Below are 15,315 nucleotides of genomic sequence, written 5' to 3'. Positions count from 1 at the left end.
TTGTTCTTACCAATCCACACTGAAACAATTGAGCTGATAATTACCTTTTTATATGGCCCATCATGAAACTATTAGTCCGTAACCTCGCTCGCACGACAACAGAACTGGAAATCCGGGAACTGTTCGCAGCTCACGGCATTGTTACTGAATGCACTCTGGTTTTAGATAAAGAAACAGGTACGTCAAAGGGTTTTGGCTTTGTGGAAATGCCGGATCCAAAGGAAGCCAAGATGGCCAAGGCGCGCCTGAACGACGCCCGAATCGCGAAAAACAGAATACGAGTAAAATTCGCCCAAGAATCCTGATCGGTTTCATTGAAAGCGGTGTTTTAGTCCACCGGATCTTCATTGGCGGCGCGTTCAGCAATACATTCGTAGCCGCCCATTTCAAACTCCCGGCAAATAAACGGTCGCTTCTCGTAAATCGAGCATGACATTGTGCTGCGATCCAATGCGGCACACCAACCATCGTCTGATCTCGCCATGGTCTGGCCGCCCCACTCGTCCGTGTCGATAAATCGTTCAGGTACGCCTGTCTCGGAAATCAATATCACTTCAAGGCGGCAACAACAGGCCTGACAATTTGAGCAGCTGATATCGCTCATTCTGATGTAGCAACCGGCAAAGCCGGATTGCTTCCCCAGTCAGCCCAGGAGCCGTCATACAGCAGGTTATTCTCATTGCCCGCAATAACAGCCGCCATCAATATAATGCAGGCTGTGATGCCAGAGCCGCAGGAAAACACGGTTTGCAGGTTATCCGCTGGCATGGCTCTCGCAAAAATTAACTTTAACTGCTCGGCACTTTTGAAGCTGTGTTCATTCAGCACCTGGGCAAACGGCAGGTTGTGTGAGCCAGGGATATGCCCGCGACGAACGCCTTCTCTTGGCTCCGGCGCCCTCCCATAAAACCGCTCGGGAGAACGCGCATCAACGGCAGTTATCTGTCCTGCATTCAGTGCTTTCAGAACATAACCTGAACCACACACCATGCCTGATTTAAATGTACCTGTGATGTTTCCAGATGCTGCAGGCTCCTGCGCCAGGCTGGAAGCGGTCTCTCTTTCCTCCGCCAGCCATTTAGGCAGGCCGCCGTCCAGAACAAACGTATTTTCGTGTCCCATGGACTGAAACATCCACCAAGCCCTCGGCGCAGAATAAATACCCTGATTATCATAAACAACGACGAGGCTGTCGGCATTTATCCCCAGCTTGCGAGCCTCCCGTGTGAACTGCTGTTTCCCCGGAAAGGCATGAACCAGCGTAGAGTTCAGATCACAAAAACTCCCCTCCAGATCGAACTTCCTCGCCCCCGGAATAACTACAGGCAGGTCATACACAATTGGCTCTCTGCCAATCACGTTGGCCATACTGGCATCGAGAAGAACAAGATTTTTCCTGGCCAGGTTGTCCGCCAGCCAATCTGTTGTAACAAGAGGAAAGTTCATTTCGTTTTACTCAGGGTGTGTTGAAAAGAGCCGTCGGTTGGGCAACACAGGCCCGGCCCAGCATCAAGCGCCGCTTTGTTGCTCCCGAGAGCGGCGCGCGTTAAGGCTGGGCTGCCCAGTTTTGTTGAATCAGGCGCAGCTCGGCGTCTGGTGCAACCAACGGTCCAGATATCATCTGATCCAGCGTATCATCCAGCACCGAACCACCACTGGCTACCTGATAACGATCAGCAGGAACCGTGTCTGCCACTTCCACACGCACCGCCAAGCTCCAGCCACCAGTATCAGCGGCGCTGCGGCAGGCAATATTCTCAGAGCTCCGGGCGTGGCCTTGCAGCCGGAACTGGCGACAGTATTCCCCCTCTTGATTCACAAAGGTCAGTCGCGGCATCAGCTGTTCTCCGGTAGCCAGAGTGGAGCTGACGCCGCTGGGTGTGGTTTCCAGCCCTTGCGCCACCGAATGCCAAGCTGCATCGGTGCCGGCCGGTGTCAGTGACAGCCACTGAGCCAGTGCAAAGCCGGCAACCAGAGCTGCGGCAATAGCCTTACCGGTATGCGCCTGAAGCCGCTGCCAGAGCGGAAAGCGGAGCACTTTGTTCGGTCGTTCAGGCTCATCGCGCGTGGTTGCTAACATCTGATTCACCGCTTCTGGCAGAGGCCGGCCATCAATTTCGCCGTAATGAGCCTTCAAGGTCTGATCAACCAATGCCAACTCACCAAGTCGTGCCGCAAGAGCGGGCTCCACCGCCAACCGGTTCCGGATCTGCTGCATTTCCTCAGGCGACAGCTCGCAGTCAAGAAAAGCACAGAGGGTTTCATCAACTCTGGTCATTTGTCGGTCCTCGTTGTTTCAGGCGTGAGCGCATCGCTCAAGGCGACCCGGGCCCGGGCCAGCCGACTCATTACAGTACCCTTGGGCACCGACAGGATCTCGGCAACGGCTTGATACGAAAGCCCCTGGATAGCCACCAGAGAGATTATCTGGCGTTGATCTTCTGGCAATCGACCCATGGCTTCATCGACCCGACTAACCTCGATTTCGTTGGCCACCTGACGCTCCCCATCAACCACCAGGCCTTCGGTCAGTTCCGGCTGTTCCGCAGCGTTCCTACGAACCTTTCTGGCCCTGCACTCGTCTATCCACACATTCCGGCAAACCCGAAATGCCCATCGTGTAATGTCTGCATCATCCGGGCGCGAGCGGCTCAGCAGCCGTTCTACTGTACTCTGCAGTAGATCATCCGCGTCGGGCATGGAACCGGTCAATGAGTATGCAAAGCGTCGTAAACCGGGCAGTAGTCGGGTAAGTTCCTGTCGCATGGCGCTCATTGTTGCTATGTGTTAGGTGTATAACGGCTCACATCAGGGTTTATTCCCGCTGATCGGGAATTATTTTCCGACCCAGCCGTTATCTTGCATAAAGCCCGACAAATTATGGTTGCACACAATGATACCTCGATTGAATATCCGTCTGCTTATCTTCCTGACCTTTCCCGTGCTTCCCGCGCAGGCCCTGGGTGCCGGCCCGAGCAACCTGCTTGATGGAAGGATTGAAGCCATCACCAATCAGGTCGAACGCAGAGCTGAACGGCTGGTCGAGCGCAAGATCACTGAGGACACCAATCGTCGCATTGCTGAGGCCTCTGAGGTACCAACGGGCCTTGAAGCATCACTGCCAGAGATGCTACCGATAAAAACCCGTGACGGCGTGACCGCCTTCTTCGACGCTCGCCAAAGCGACGGAACCCGGGCGGTAGCAAGACAATGGCTGCTGACTGCTTCTGAAGAAGAGCTGAGCCAGCTCCGTCACCCCGACATCACGATCCTGCAACGCCAGCAACTTAACGGGCTCGGGCTCACCGTGGTGCGTTTTCGGGTGAGCCCGGAGCGGGATTCCCATGCGGCGCTGCGCGAGCTGCTGCCGGAACTGGCAGATCAGCTCGACCGCAATCACATCTACACGCCGCAAAGCACACCTCATCAGGCTGAGCCGCAAGCGGTCAGCCCGTCCGTTCGCAGCCTGTGCACGGAGCCAGTGCGTGTAGGCATGGTAGACACTGTCGTCAATAACGAACACCCCGCATTTTCCAAGGCCCGTATCGTTCAACAACGCTTCCTGGCGGTGGGCAACCACACCGGCGATCTTGCCGAGCCCCAGGCTCACGGCACTGCCGTCGCCAGCGTATTGGTGGGACGACCTTCAACACAAGCAGAGGCGCGACTACCGGGCGCCAGCCTCTTTAGTGCCTCAGTGTTCTACAAGCGTTCCGATGTGGCATCGGGGGCGACACTCGCACATCTCCTGGAGGGTTTAAACTGGCTGACCGAGCAAAAGGTCGCGGTAATTAACATCAGCCTGACCGGGCCAGATAACCGGATATTGGCATCGGTGATCAGGCGCTTACATCAGCAGGGCGTTACTCTGGTGGCCGCGGTGGGCAATGAAGGACCCGCCGCGCCGCCACTTTACCCTGCGGCGTATGACGGCGTGATCGGCGTGACGGCCGTGGATAATAATCGAGCTTTGTATCGGTGGGCGAATCGGGGACAACAGGTGGCATTCGCCGCCCGCGGTGTGGACATTACTGTGGCGCACCCTGATGGCAGCCAGGTTACTAAAAGCGGCACATCCCTGGCCTCGCCAGTGGTTGCAGCTCTGCTCGCCTGTCGCCTGCTCCGGCTGAGCCCGGAGCAGGCGTTGCGGGCGCTGATCAACGATGCTGAAGATCTGGGCGAAAAAGGCCATGACCCAAGCTTCGGCCACGGTTTTCTGGACGATCGGTCAGAGCGGCTCAAAACCCCGCCCGAAGCGTAACGCCCGCAACGGTTTTATCGTAGTCCGCAGACGCCACGTTCGATGTGTAATGGCCGAAAGAAATGTGTGGTTCCAAACTCAACACCTCGCTCAGGCCGATGCGCCAGCCAGCTTCGACGATGTAAATCCTATCTATTCGCCGATCCGAGGTGCGCTCCTGCAAATCCTCAGTGAGCGGGTTGTTAAGCAGCGGATCAGACGGTGCGATGCTGATTTCATCATATTCCCGGTTTTCGTAACGCCATTTCAGGCGCAGACGGTTTTCCTGCTCCGCCATCAGGAACTTGTGAGCCAGACTGACACGAACGCGAATCAGCCGATTGTCGTAAGCATCGGCGCCGGCGTCTTCCTGATCGCCATCTACTCCGATCAACAGGTGACTGCGGGCTTCGTTAAAGAAGAAAAAGGCATCCATACTGACACCTCGAATATCGGCATCTCGGGCACTGCCCTCTTCAAAATCCTTGGATTTGTCCTGCAGGCTGGCCATCACATAGACATCTTCCCCTACAAGACTTCCCAGATAGACACTGGCTCGTTTGAAGTCCAGGAAAGGGTCGGAGGACAGTGTGGCGCGGGAATAGTGGTAGCTGGTGCCCAGCGTGACCGGATCAAAATCGTAGCTCAGATCCGCAGAAGCCAAATGAATATCCTGATCAAACTCATCGTTGCTCTGATAGCGGCTACCGGAAAGCGAGTAGCCCATCGTCAAATTCAAAGCTTTGGCCGGTTTCAGAATAGCTTCCAACCCAGCGTCGTACACCCAGGCTTCATCACTGGAGTCAGACGAACGGTTCAGCTCGTCTACAGTCAAGTTACTGTCGTACTCCATTCCGCCCTCCACATGGCCATTCAGTTCGGCATGCTCCGAGGCATAAAGAAACGGGGTCGTTGCACAGAGCACGACCGCTAGCGGCAACCTGTACAAGAATTTATTCAACGTCATAAGGCATCTCCTGGCCAGAAAAAAGCCGGGCCAAAAGGCCCGGCTACTGCTATCCGGGGTGATTAAAATACACGGCCACCGGCGGTACCCTTCACACTTCCTTTCACGGACTTCTGGACTTCACTTTTTACCGAATCGGAAACCGAGGTACCGACTTGCTGATTGGTTTCCAACCGGAGTTCGGCATTGCGAGCCTTGCTCATGCGATCCTGCGCGGTTGCACGTTTTTCAGCGGCCGTAGTCGTGGCCGCATTTGCAGTGGCGCTAGCTTTACTGCGCACTTTCTCACCTGTCTCGACACCGGCACGAACGGCTGCATTCTTTTTCTGGCGCGCTTCGCTACTGGCAGCGCGGGCCTCCTCAGAGGCCTCGCGACGTGCAGCCTCGCCATTTACATTACCTTCAGCGGAAGCTGATCCATCGCCTTGGGCAGAAACGCCATTATTAGAACTGGCGCTGGCGTTCATGTTGGCGTCGGCTTGCACATTGGCAGAACCAGAGCCCTCGGCGGCATAAACACCGGTAGAAAGGATGGAACAGATGGCAAATGTCAGGATACGTTTTTTCATAACTTCGTCCTCCTTTGATGACCCTTTATGGGTAGTTTTCATCTTGATGACGATTCAGCTGAAAAGTTATTCCGAAAAAATCCGATAAATTTCAATTTTTTTGGTTAAACCCCCAGTTTTGGGCTTGGACTAGCTGTATCCAGGTTATAGACGATCTCAATCCGGAAATCGGGGCCGGGTGCCAAACTCACTTCGCATGGCGACTAACGGCGGGACGAAAGATCCGCAATACACGCAGCAACTGCTGCCTGGGAACGATCACCAGCAGGTTACCGGCAAGCACCAGCGACACGCCAGCAACCGCTTCGGCAGTCCAGGTGTAATTTTCGAACACAGTTGAGAGCGCAAGCGCCACTATCGGGAAGAGCACCATGCAGTAGGCTGCACGTTCCGGCCCTATGCGCCCGAGCAGCGTAAGGAAACTGCCGAAGCCCAGCACAGAACCCACAAGGGCCAGATAGACCAGAGAGCCCGTGTAAGTCCATGTGGTTTCAAAAACAAACGCCTCACCCCGGCCCCAGGCAATGAGCGCCAGCGTGAGGGCACCATAAGCCATACCGTAGGCGTTGCTCTGCATGACAGGTAGTTTTGAAGACTGATTGCGGGCGGAGAGCATATTCCCGAACGACGTAATAAAGGTTCCCACCAGGCTCAGGATGATGGCGCGCAAGGTGGTGCCATCGGCGTCCAGAGCGCGAACTTCGGGCAAAAACACCAGGCAGATACCCACAAGCCCGAGCGCTGCTCCCGCAATAACTGCGCGCGGCACGCGATTGCCAAAAAACAGGGCGCCGTTGATGATGTTCATCACGATAATGGTAGAAAACACCACCGCAATCAAACCACTGGTGATATCGGCAGAAGCCTGATAAACCAGCATATAGTTGAACCCGAACAGCATCAGGCCCTGGCCTGCCATCCACAGGTGCTGGCGAAAGCCGAATCTCATATTCCGCCGGGTAAGGCTGCACCAAAACATCAGCACCAGCGCAGATAGCCCAAACCGGTAAGCAATGGATACGTCACCGGGGACCTCACCCAACTGCAGGGGTATTGCTATAAACGTCGAGCCCCAGATCAACACGGTCGATAAGTAAAGTACAAAGGTATTCGTCAGCATAGGTAAAACAGCCCGCAACCGTGATCAGAAACCGGCTACGCTTTACTCGCTACCGATCCACCATTCAGAAACTTCATTGTCGTACTTATAGTTATCTTGCTCAACAGTATTTGCGCTGACATACAGAGATATGAAAGACAGGAATGGACTGGCTGGGGAAAGGGGTTCCTGGAGGGAGATTCCGGGGCACGAAAAATCGCGCCCCGGTGGGTATTAGTCAGGCTTGTACAGACGCTGGATGCTGGAGAAATCCAGTGTCCCATTACCCTGCCCTGCGTGAAGCTCAAACAGGTTGCGGGCGAGAGAGCCCATGGGAATTGCTGCGTGATTCTTCACGGCATTATCGAACGCCAAACCAAGATCCTTGTTCATCAAATCAACCAGAAAGCCGCCTTCGTACCCTCGTGATGCGGGCGCCGCTTCCATAACTCCGGGCCAGGGGTTATAGACATTCAACGCCCAGTTACCGCCGGAACTCTGCTTCATGACCTCAGAAAGTACTACTGGATCCAGCCCGTTTTTCACACCCAGAGCCAGAGCTTCACTGGTGCCTGCCATCAGGATGGCCAACAGCATGTTGTTGCAGATTTTGGCAACCTGACCCGCACCGTGGTCGCCGGCGTGGAAAATGTTCTTGCCCATGTCTTCAAGAATTGGCTTCGCTTTATTGAAGGTGCCCTCATCGCCACCACAGATAAAGCTCAGAGTGCCCGCTTTGGCGCCACCCACACCGCCTGAAACCGGGGCATCAAGGAATGGAATGTGTTTGGCCTCGGCCTGTTCCGCTACCCCACGAGCCGTTTCCGGCGAGATGGTGGACGAATCAATAACCAGAGTGCCCCCGGGCAGGGCCGCAAGCAAACCGTCTTCACCCAGATATACCGCTTCAACGTGCTTGCCGGCCGGCAGCATGGTGATCACGCACTCCGCGCCTTTGGCCGCTTCGTGGGCCGTGTCTGCGGTTTTTGCGCCTTCGGAAACCAGTGCAGCGACTGCGTCCTTTGAGAGATCAAACACAGTTACGTCGTGCCCGGCTTTTACAAGGTTGCTGGCCATAGGGCCACCCATGTTGCCCAAGCCGATAAAGGTAATCGTTGCCATATTCATCCCCTTGTTTTTGTATTCGGTTGAGTAGGCCGCCCGCTCAGGCGCCCTGTTTGGCTAGTTTTCGAAAAAGCTGTCAATCCACTCGCTGTCGATTTCCTCCAGCGATGCGTAGCGCCAGCGCGGCTGTTTATCCTTGTCGATCAGGAGCGCCCGCACACCTTCGGCAAACTCGCCTTTGGTGAGGCAGTTCTGGGAGAGTGTAAGCTCTTTATCGAGAACCTCGCGAAGGCTATCCAGACGGCAGTTACGCAAATGCTGCCAGCAAAGCGCCAGCGACGTTGGCGATGCGGTCTCCAATGGCTTGGTTGATTTGGCAAGCCAGCCGTCACCGCTCGCAAGCTCTTTCATCTGCGCAACCATATCAGCCAGGCTGTCGGCATCAGTGACACGGTTTATCTCATCGAAATGCGTCCGTACCTGAGACTCAGGCAAGGCGTCAGCGCTTTGATTCTCATGCTGCCGGAGTACGCTGCCCACCACGGCGAAGGCGTCTTCACCCTGCCAGTTGTGTGCGGTCAGATCGGCGACCACAGCCGCTTTGTGTTCATGTTTGATAAAGCGATCGGCAAGGCCTACGAACAGGGCATCGGCCGCATTCATGCGAGCACCGGTTAGCCCCAGAAAAAGCCCCGTGCGCCCGGGGGTTCGATTCAGGAACCAGCCCGCCGCAACGTCCGGGTAGAGCCCGATACTGCTCTCGGGCATGGCCAGCATCGATGCTTCAGTAACTACCCGATGGGAAGCGCCTGCCATGATGCCAATGCCACCACCCATCACAATGCCATGTCCCCAGCACACCACAGGCTTCGGAAACGAATGGATCAGATAATCCATTTCATATTCTTCAGTGAAGAACGCAGTGCCGATGCTGGCGCCGCTTCCGCTCTGAGGCTCGGTCATGCTCCTGTAAAGCGCGACTATGTCTCCGCCTGCACAGAACGCCTTATCGCCTTCGGCCTCAATCCATACGGCGCGAACGCGGTCATCCTCAGCCCAGCTTTTGAGCTGTGGCGTCAGCATCCGAATCATCTCAAGAGAGAGCGAGTTGAGCGCCTTGGGCGTATTTAGCCGGGCTACGGCAATCAATGCGCCGTCGGCGGTTTTCCACTCTTCAAAAACAATCGGTTGGTTGCTCATAAGAAATCCTTGAACCGGTATGTTTCGGTTTTCAGCGGTTTTTCCATTCCGGCTTACGTTTTTCCAGAAAGGCATTCACGCCCTCTCTCTGGTCTTCGGTTGAGAACAGCTCAACAAACAGCTCACGCTCCATGCGCCAGCTATCAGAGTGGCTGCGGCCATCACGAGAACTCATCACCAGAGTCTTGCAGCGGGCAACCGAAGACGGGCTCTGTTTGCACGCCATTTCAGCCAGCTCCAGCGCCTTCTCCAGGCCCTTGCCTGTGGCCACAACCTCTTCAACCAACCCAATCTGCAGTGCCTTGTCAGCCTTGACCCGCTCACCGCAAAGAATCATACGCTTGGCCCAACCCTCACCCACGACCCACGGCAAGTTCTGGGTGCCGCCAGCACAAGGTAGCAAGCCAACCGTTGCTTCTGGCAGCGCCATCTGGGCATGTTCTTCGGCAATGCGGATATCACAGGCAAGTGCACACTCAAGGCCGCCACCCATGGCGTAACCGTTCACAGCGGCGATGGAGACGCCCCGGAATGCTGTCAATGCCGCAAAGGCTTCGCCAAAAAGTTGAGCCATGTCGTTGGCCCGGGCTTTGTCGCCATCAGCAAAGGTTTTAAGATCGGCTCCGGCGGAGAAGAACTTCTCACCCTGCCCGGTCAGAACCAACGCAAAAATGTCCTTGTCTTCATTGAGCTCACGAACGATTTTTGTCAGAGCGTGCAGGGAGTCAGCGGTCCAGGTGTTGGCCGGCGGGTTATTGATGGTCAGTATCGCAATGTGTCCGCGTTTTTCGAGCTGAATCAGATCGCTCATCACTCTTCTCCTGTTATTTTTTGCGAGTTATTGAATGGCCTCGGCCACACCGTCATCCAGCAGGCGACGGGCAATAATCAGGCGCATGATTTCGTTGGTGCCTTCCAGAATCTGGTGCACACGCAAATCGCGCAAATAGCGCTCCAGAGGGTATTCCCGGATATAACCGTAACCGCCATGCAGTTGCAGTGCGTCATTTACCACATCAAAGCAGACGTCGGTTGCGAAACGTTTGGCCATAGCGCAGTGTAATGTGGCTTCGGTATCGCCACTATCCAGTTTAAAGGCGCCAAGGCGCACCATCTGTCGCGCTGCCACAAGGTTGGTTGCCATATCCGCCAACTTGAACTGTAGAGCCTGGAACGCGGCCAGAGGTTTACCGAACTGCTCACGTTCATGCATGTAGTTCCGGGCTCGCAGCAACGCTGCTTGTGCACCGCCCAGAGAACAGGTGGCAATGTTGAGGCGGCCACCATCCAGACCTTTCATGGCAATGGCGAAGCCGTCGCCCTCTTCACCTACCCGCTTGGTTACAGGAACCCGAACGTTTTCAAGATTAATCGTGCGAGTTGGTTGGCTGTGCCAGCCCATTTTCTCTTCATTCTTTCCGTAGGAAATACCTTCGGCATCCGCGGGAATCACGAAAGTAGAAATGCCTTTGGAACCGGAGTCCGGAGTACCGGTACGAGCCATGAGCACAAGAATATTGGTATCACCGGCGCCGGAGATAAAGACCTTGCTACCGTTGATCACGTAGCTATCGCCATCCCGAACCGCTTTGGTTCGCAAGCTGGCAGCATCGGAGCCCGCACCGGGTTCGGTCAGGCAGTAAGACGCAAGCCACTCACCACTGGCCAGCTTCGGAACAATGTCCTGCTTGAGGTCATCGGACGCAAAGCTCGCAACCATCCAGGTTGCCATGTTGTGAATGGTTATAAACGCAGCTGTTGAAGGGCATGCAGCTGCAAGCTCTTCAACAATTACCGACGTATCCAGCCTGGAAAGTCCCATACCGCCGAGCGCTTCCGGGGTATAGATCCCCATAAAGCCCATTTCGCCGGCCTCTTTCAGCGTGTCTACCGGAAAGATATGTTCGTCGTCCCACTTGGCTGCGTGGGGCGCCATGGATTTTTCAGCAAAATTGCGAGCCGCTTCGCGAAACGCCAGCTGATCTTCAGTCAGGTTAAAGTCCATCGTCAGGCTCCAGATTCAAGAGTCTTTGGTCACGCGGGATAAAAAAGGGGCCGGAATCTGTTTCCGGCCCAAATCGTCCCACCGTCAACGCAATTAACGCAACTGGATAGAGAAGTTTGCTTCTGTCGTAGCAGCCTCACTGGTGAACCAGCGTGACGTAACGGTTTTGGTCTCGGTATAGAAGCGCACTGCCTGCTTGCCGTAAGCGTGCTGATCGCCGTAGAAGGATCCCTTCCAACCGGTGAACGAGAAGAATGGCAGGGGCACAGGGATGGGAATGTTCACACCCACCTGACCCACTTCAATCTCGTGCTGGAAGCGACGGGCCGCGCCGCCAGAGCTGGTAAAGATCGAGACACCGTTACCGTATGGGCTCTTGTTGATGAGGGCGATGGCATCCCCGAGGTTTTCCTCTTCCATACAGGCAAGCACAGGACCGAAGACTTCTTCGTTATAGATGTCCATCTCGGTGGTCACTCCGGAGAACAGGGTTGGGCCAACCCAGTTTCCATCGGGCAAACCATCAACGCTGCAGCCACGGCCGTCCAGGAGCAGATTGGCGCCCTGGGTTTCGCCGGTAGCGATAAGAGATTCAATACGATCCTTGGCCTTGGGAGAGATAACCGGGCCATAGCTGGCCCCGGAATCATTCCAGGCACCCGGGCGAACTTTCGCCATGGCTTCTTTCAGTTCCGGAATCCAGGCTTGGGCTTCACCTACGAACACTGCCACTGAAATGGCCATGCAACGCTGGCCGGCAGCACCTACAGATGCACCTACCAGGGCATTGAGAACCTGCTGTTTATCCGCATCCGGCATGATAACCATGTGGTTCTTGGCACCGGCAAAGCTCTGAACACGCTTCATGTTACGGGTGCCGGTTTCGTAGATGTAACGGCCGACCGGCACAGAACCCACGAAAGACACTGCTTTGATAGCGGGGTCGGTTAGCAGAACATCAACTTGCTGTTTGCCGCCGTGTACAACCTGAAGCACACCCTTGGGTGCACCGGCCTCTTCAAACAGTTCGGCAAGACGCATTGGAGTAAGCGGATCCTGCTCAGACGGTTTGAGAATAAACGTGTTACCGCAGGCAATCGCCATCGGGAACATCCACAAGGGAATCATTGCCGGGAAGTTGAACGGCGTAATGCCCGCACACACACCCAGCGGCTGAATCCAGGAGTGGGTATCAACCGAACGGGCTACGTTTTCAACGGTTTCACCCATCATCATGGAAGCTACGTTGGCCGCATGTTCAACCACTTCAATACCGCGCCAAACGTCGCCTTTGGCGTCGTCAAAAGTTTTACCGGTTTCCTGGGACAGGATTTCAGCAATTTCGTCGTGGTGCTCTTTCAGCAGCGCCTGGTAACGCAGCATGACGCGGGCACGGTCGGAAACCGGAACTTCTTTCCAGGTTTTGAACACTTCGCCGGCGGTATCAATGGCTTTGCGCATCTCAGCGTCTGTGGTGCAAGGCGCACGCGCAATGACTTCGTTGGTGGCCGGGTCGGTGACATCAATCCATTCGTTGGTCTGGCTCTGAACGAATTCGCCAGCTAGGTACAGTGGAACGTTTTTCATCTCGATATCCCTGTTTGTTGTTGTGCGAGAGCAGGCCAAAGCCCCGAGGCATTCGCAATGTATGCTCGGCGCTTTGACAATGTATGGTAAGACCATAGCACGCCGCCCGGCACTTGAAGATTGACTAAATTTCGCACTTAATGGACTATCTTTCGATTACAACAAAATAAACGGCAGCGAAAAATATGGCACAGACCTCCCAGTGGCCGGTACCCAAGGACAGCATACGCTATGTTGTGCCCGCCCCAATCATCAGGCTTTTGTCTGAACACCCCCTGACCCGCGACCTCTACCCTCTGGCCTTTGGCCATTACCGCCGGGCGACTGGCCATCATATGCACCGGGAGCACCACCGCGACAATCTTTTGATTTACTGCACAGAGGGAAAGGCATTTTTGAACGTGAAAGGCGAAGCTCATATGCTGGAAGCGGGAGATCTCCTGTTGTTGCCCGCAGGAGCGAACCACCGTTATACAGCTGACCCCAAGAACCCCTGGACCATTCACTGGGTGCATTACACCGGGCCGCTGGCGGACGAATTTCGCCATTACATGGGGTTTGATGATTCCACGCCAATCCGTCATCTGGGGCGACAACCCAGACTGCTGGTGGACTTCAACGGTTTGCTTTCTGTTCGCCAGACGGGTTTTCGCGCCCGCGGTTTGATTCACGCCGCCAACCGCCTGCGGCAACTGCTGACTGCAGTCCCGATCAGCGTAGACGAAACCGGCCACAAACGGCAGGCCGAACTGGATATCATCAACAACTATATGCGTGAACACCTTGATGAACGCATTACTCTGGAGCAGCTTGCCGACCTCGCAGGGCTTTCCCCGGCACATTTTGCGACGCGCTACCGGGAACAAACCGGGACATCACCCATCCAGCACTTTCTTCATCTGAAAGTGGAAAGAGCGTGTCAGATGCTGGATGCTACGAACCTGAGATTTACAGAAATAAGCCATCGCCTTGGCTATGACGACGCTTATTATTTCTCTCGACTGTTCAAAAAAGTGATGGGGCAATCCCCAAGGGATTACCGGCATACTCCAAGACACTAACCAACTACGACTTTTGTTGTAGAGCCCAAACCGTTAGTCTTGGTTTGAAAGACAACAAAAGAGCATCCTGATGGCCACACATACCTTCGAAATCAATGAAACCTTCGACGTACCTCGCAACAAGGTTTTTGCTCTGTTTGCTGATCACCAACGCTTCGGAAAACTCCTCGGGGCACCCGTGAAGCGCATAAAGGACAGCGATCAGGCTAACCCAAACGGTTTGGGTTCAGTACGCCGAATTGGCATCGGCCCAATTGGGCTGGAAGAAACCATAACCAGTTTCGAACCGAACTCACTGATTGAGTACACCATCATCAGCTTCAGCCCGATTCGAAATCACCTGGGCCGCATTCGCTTTGAAGATACACCAGAGGGGCTCACTCGCGTGCGCTACCGCATTTCATTCGACGACATCGTGCCGTTTACCGGAAAGCTGGTGGGTGCTGGCCTGGAATGGGCTATTCGCCGTGGCATCAAGAAGGTACCGCGGCTGGCCTAGCCGCGGGATCGGGCGAAACAAAACATTACTTGATGGATATCAGATTATTGACCTGAAGCAACTGCCGTTACCCAACTATTTTGTACCCTCCGCGCAACTTGCATTATCCGGCCACCCCAGTCGGTTCTCATTCTGCGGAGATCAAGATGGCAAACAACCCCATTGTCCTGTTTGATAACGGGCACCATAAGTGCCTGATGTTCGATTCCCTCGTCACCGGCGAAGGTGTCCAGTCCAACCAGTTCCTGATCGTTGACGGCAAGCAAGAAGCGCTGATCGATCCTGGCGGCGATCTGACCTATACCCCGCTTGCCGTGGCTGCGTCCAAGTTCATGAACATCAAAGACATGGCTTTTGTATTTGCGTCGCACCAGGACCCTGACATCATCGGCGCCATTGACCGCTGGATTGTCCATACCAATGCGAAAATTGTGACCTCAAAGCTGTGGGCCAGATTCCTCCCTCACCTGGTGTCCAGCTATGTTACCAATCAGCTCAGCGGCAGCGTTTACGACCGCATCATAAGCATTCCCGACTCAGGGGCTAATGTAAGGTTCGGGGACTCCTACCTCCAGTGTCTGCCAGCCCACTTCATGCACTCAGTCGGCAACTTGCAGTTTTACGATCCGGTCTCAAGAATCCTGTTTTCCGGGGATCTTGGTGCGTCCATGGGCGGTGACGATGACCACATGCCGGTAACCGATTTTGATCGACACATCCCCCACATGATCGGGTTCCATCGGCGCTACATTGCATCGCAAAAGGTATGCCGACTGTGGGCAAACATGATCCGCGAAATGGATGTTGCAATGATTGTCCCACAGCACGGGAAACGCTTCGAGGGCCCCGTGATGATTGACCGATTCCTCAATTGGGTCAGCAATATGGAGTGCGGTATCGACTTGATGGTGCAGGACAATTACCGAGTGCCGGCCGATTACATCTGAGCGCTGAGGGGCCGCCCTTCAAATAGGCCTGTCCCAAATCGCTATTCTTGCGTAAAATCCGCACTTTTCCCCAGCA

The 15,315-nt window shown here is 55.0% G+C and carries 17 protein-coding genes; 5 read left to right on the top strand and 12 right to left on the bottom strand.

What is annotated here, in order from left to right:
• Nucleotides 1-62 precede the first annotated feature (62 nt).
• On the top strand, nucleotides 63-305 hold the full coding sequence (locus tag FFI90_RS16070) for an RNA recognition motif domain-containing protein (RefSeq protein WP_144779385.1): 243 nt from the start codon (nucleotides 63-65) through the stop codon (nucleotides 303-305).
• Nucleotides 306-328: 23 nt separating this feature from the next.
• Here FFI90_RS16070 and FFI90_RS16065 read toward each other — a convergent pair whose 3' ends face one another.
• The 4 genes from FFI90_RS16065 to FFI90_RS16050 all read right to left on the bottom strand — a co-directional run bounded on the left by FFI90_RS16065 (nucleotide 329) and on the right by FFI90_RS16050 (nucleotide 2,766).
• On the bottom strand, nucleotides 329-604 hold the full coding sequence (locus FFI90_RS16065; protein ID WP_144779383.1) for a YkgJ family cysteine cluster protein: 276 nt from the start codon (nucleotides 602-604) through the stop codon (nucleotides 329-331).
• A complete protein-coding gene (locus FFI90_RS16060) occupies nucleotides 601-1,446 on the bottom strand; it encodes a sulfurtransferase (RefSeq protein WP_144779381.1) in 846 nt (281 codons plus the stop codon). The genes FFI90_RS16065 and FFI90_RS16060 overlap by 4 nt, the downstream gene beginning before the upstream one ends.
• A gap of 100 nt (nucleotides 1,447-1,546) precedes the next feature.
• Complete coding sequence (locus FFI90_RS16055) at nucleotides 1,547-2,278, bottom strand: anti-sigma factor family protein (protein WP_144779379.1); 732 nt, start codon at nucleotides 2,276-2,278, stop codon at nucleotides 1,547-1,549.
• The gene (locus FFI90_RS16050; protein WP_144779376.1) at nucleotides 2,275-2,766 is read right to left on the bottom strand and encodes an RNA polymerase sigma factor; all 492 of its coding nucleotides are present in this window, start codon (nucleotides 2,764-2,766) and stop codon (nucleotides 2,275-2,277) included. The genes FFI90_RS16055 and FFI90_RS16050 overlap by 4 nt, the downstream gene beginning before the upstream one ends.
• A 127-nt stretch (nucleotides 2,767-2,893) precedes the next feature.
• Between FFI90_RS16050 and FFI90_RS16045 the strand changes: the two genes are divergently transcribed.
• Nucleotides 2,894-4,261 (top strand): S8 family serine peptidase, encoded by a 1,368-nt coding sequence (locus FFI90_RS16045; protein WP_144779374.1) that lies wholly within the window; start codon nucleotides 2,894-2,896, stop codon nucleotides 4,259-4,261.
• On the opposite strand, the gene FFI90_RS16040 is transcribed toward FFI90_RS16045, so the two are convergent.
• The 8 genes from FFI90_RS16040 to FFI90_RS16005 form a co-directional block, all read right to left on the bottom strand.
• Nucleotides 4,239-5,207 (bottom strand): surface lipoprotein assembly modifier, encoded by a 969-nt coding sequence (locus FFI90_RS16040; RefSeq protein WP_144779372.1) that lies wholly within the window; start codon nucleotides 5,205-5,207, stop codon nucleotides 4,239-4,241. The genes FFI90_RS16045 and FFI90_RS16040 overlap by 23 nt on opposite strands.
• Before the next feature lie 62 nt (nucleotides 5,208-5,269).
• The gene (locus tag FFI90_RS16035; protein ID WP_144779370.1) at nucleotides 5,270-5,776 is read right to left on the bottom strand and encodes a hypothetical protein; all 507 of its coding nucleotides are present in this window, start codon (nucleotides 5,774-5,776) and stop codon (nucleotides 5,270-5,272) included.
• A 187-nt stretch (nucleotides 5,777-5,963) separates the two neighbouring features.
• A complete protein-coding gene (locus tag FFI90_RS16030; RefSeq protein ID WP_144779368.1) occupies nucleotides 5,964-6,896 on the bottom strand; it encodes a DMT family transporter in 933 nt (310 codons plus the stop codon).
• Between the two features lie 213 nt (nucleotides 6,897-7,109).
• Nucleotides 7,110-7,997 (bottom strand): 3-hydroxyisobutyrate dehydrogenase, encoded by an 888-nt coding sequence (gene mmsB / locus FFI90_RS16025; protein WP_144779366.1) that lies wholly within the window; start codon nucleotides 7,995-7,997, stop codon nucleotides 7,110-7,112.
• Nucleotides 7,998-8,057: 60 nt separating this feature from the next.
• Entirely contained in the window at nucleotides 8,058-9,140 is a 1,083-nt protein-coding gene (locus tag FFI90_RS16020; RefSeq protein WP_144779364.1) for an enoyl-CoA hydratase/isomerase family protein, read from the bottom strand.
• A 31-nt stretch (nucleotides 9,141-9,171) separates the two neighbouring features.
• Entirely contained in the window at nucleotides 9,172-9,951 is a 780-nt protein-coding gene (locus FFI90_RS16015) for an enoyl-CoA hydratase (protein ID WP_144779362.1), read from the bottom strand.
• A 27-nt stretch (nucleotides 9,952-9,978) separates the two neighbouring features.
• On the bottom strand, nucleotides 9,979-11,145 hold the full coding sequence (locus FFI90_RS16010; RefSeq protein ID WP_144779360.1) for an acyl-CoA dehydrogenase family protein: 1,167 nt from the start codon (nucleotides 11,143-11,145) through the stop codon (nucleotides 9,979-9,981).
• 93 nt (nucleotides 11,146-11,238) lie between these two features.
• Nucleotides 11,239-12,732 carry a CoA-acylating methylmalonate-semialdehyde dehydrogenase gene (locus FFI90_RS16005; RefSeq protein ID WP_144779358.1) on the bottom strand — a complete coding sequence of 498 codons (1,494 nt, stop codon included), beginning with the start codon at nucleotides 12,730-12,732 and terminating at the stop codon, nucleotides 11,239-11,241.
• Between the two features lie 185 nt (nucleotides 12,733-12,917).
• Here FFI90_RS16005 and FFI90_RS16000 point away from each other — a divergent pair, with 185 nt between their 5' ends.
• From FFI90_RS16000 to FFI90_RS15990, 3 genes are all read left to right on the top strand, one after another.
• Nucleotides 12,918-13,793: an AraC family transcriptional regulator gene (locus FFI90_RS16000; protein WP_144779356.1), complete on the top strand. Its 876-nt coding sequence runs from the start codon at nucleotides 12,918-12,920 to the stop codon at nucleotides 13,791-13,793.
• Between the two features lie 70 nt (nucleotides 13,794-13,863).
• The gene (locus FFI90_RS15995; protein WP_144779354.1) at nucleotides 13,864-14,292 is read left to right on the top strand and encodes an SRPBCC family protein; all 429 of its coding nucleotides are present in this window, start codon (nucleotides 13,864-13,866) and stop codon (nucleotides 14,290-14,292) included.
• Between the two features lie 146 nt (nucleotides 14,293-14,438).
• Nucleotides 14,439-15,239, top strand: coding sequence for an oxygen-binding di-iron domain-containing protein (locus FFI90_RS15990; protein ID WP_144779352.1), 801 nt, complete (start codon nucleotides 14,439-14,441; stop codon nucleotides 15,237-15,239).
• The last annotated feature ends 76 nt before the right edge of the window (nucleotides 15,240-15,315 follow it).

It is taken from the genome of Marinobacter maritimus, assembly GCF_007671675.1.
GTDB classification, from domain to species: Bacteria; Pseudomonadota; Gammaproteobacteria; order Pseudomonadales; family Oleiphilaceae; genus Marinobacter; species Marinobacter maritimus.
The sequence above is the reverse complement of the archived record's forward strand: the minus strand, read 5'-3'. Positions and strand labels throughout refer to the sequence as shown.

Bases quoted from the DNA above. Each gene is read 5' to 3' on its own strand.
- FFI90_RS16065 (WP_144779383.1), bottom strand. From the start codon at position 604: ATGAGCGATATCAGCTGCTCAAATTGTCAGGCCTGTTGTTGCCGCCTT.
- FFI90_RS16010 (WP_144779360.1), bottom strand. From the start codon at position 11,145: ATGGACTTTAACCTGACTGAAGATCAGCTGGCGTTTCGCGAAGCGGCT.
- FFI90_RS16070 (WP_144779385.1), top strand. From the start codon at position 63: ATGAAACTATTAGTCCGTAACCTCGCTCGCACGACAACAGAACTGGAA.
- FFI90_RS15995 (WP_144779354.1), top strand. From the start codon at position 13,864: ATGGCCACACATACCTTCGAAATCAATGAAACCTTCGACGTACCTCGC.
- FFI90_RS16050 (WP_144779376.1), bottom strand. From the start codon at position 2,766: ATGCGACAGGAACTTACCCGACTACTGCCCGGTTTACGACGCTTTGCA.
- FFI90_RS16035 (WP_144779370.1), bottom strand. From the start codon at position 5,776: ATGAAAAAACGTATCCTGACATTTGCCATCTGTTCCATCCTTTCTACC.
- FFI90_RS16055 (WP_144779379.1), bottom strand. From the start codon at position 2,278: ATGACCAGAGTTGATGAAACCCTCTGTGCTTTTCTTGACTGCGAGCTG.
- FFI90_RS15990 (WP_144779352.1), top strand. From the start codon at position 14,439: ATGGCAAACAACCCCATTGTCCTGTTTGATAACGGGCACCATAAGTGC.
- FFI90_RS16015 (WP_144779362.1), bottom strand. From the start codon at position 9,951: ATGAGCGATCTGATTCAGCTCGAAAAACGCGGACACATTGCGATACTG.
- FFI90_RS16045 (WP_144779374.1), top strand. From the start codon at position 2,894: ATGATACCTCGATTGAATATCCGTCTGCTTATCTTCCTGACCTTTCCC.
- FFI90_RS16030 (WP_144779368.1), bottom strand. From the start codon at position 6,896: ATGCTGACGAATACCTTTGTACTTTACTTATCGACCGTGTTGATCTGG.
- FFI90_RS16000 (WP_144779356.1), top strand. From the start codon at position 12,918: ATGGCACAGACCTCCCAGTGGCCGGTACCCAAGGACAGCATACGCTAT.
- mmsB (WP_144779366.1), bottom strand. From the start codon at position 7,997: ATGGCAACGATTACCTTTATCGGCTTGGGCAACATGGGTGGCCCTATG.
- FFI90_RS16040 (WP_144779372.1), bottom strand. From the start codon at position 5,207: ATGACGTTGAATAAATTCTTGTACAGGTTGCCGCTAGCGGTCGTGCTC.
- FFI90_RS16060 (WP_144779381.1), bottom strand. From the start codon at position 1,446: ATGAACTTTCCTCTTGTTACAACAGATTGGCTGGCGGACAACCTGGCC.
- FFI90_RS16005 (WP_144779358.1), bottom strand. From the start codon at position 12,732: ATGAAAAACGTTCCACTGTACCTAGCTGGCGAATTCGTTCAGAGCCAG.
- FFI90_RS16020 (WP_144779364.1), bottom strand. From the start codon at position 9,140: ATGAGCAACCAACCGATTGTTTTTGAAGAGTGGAAAACCGCCGACGGC.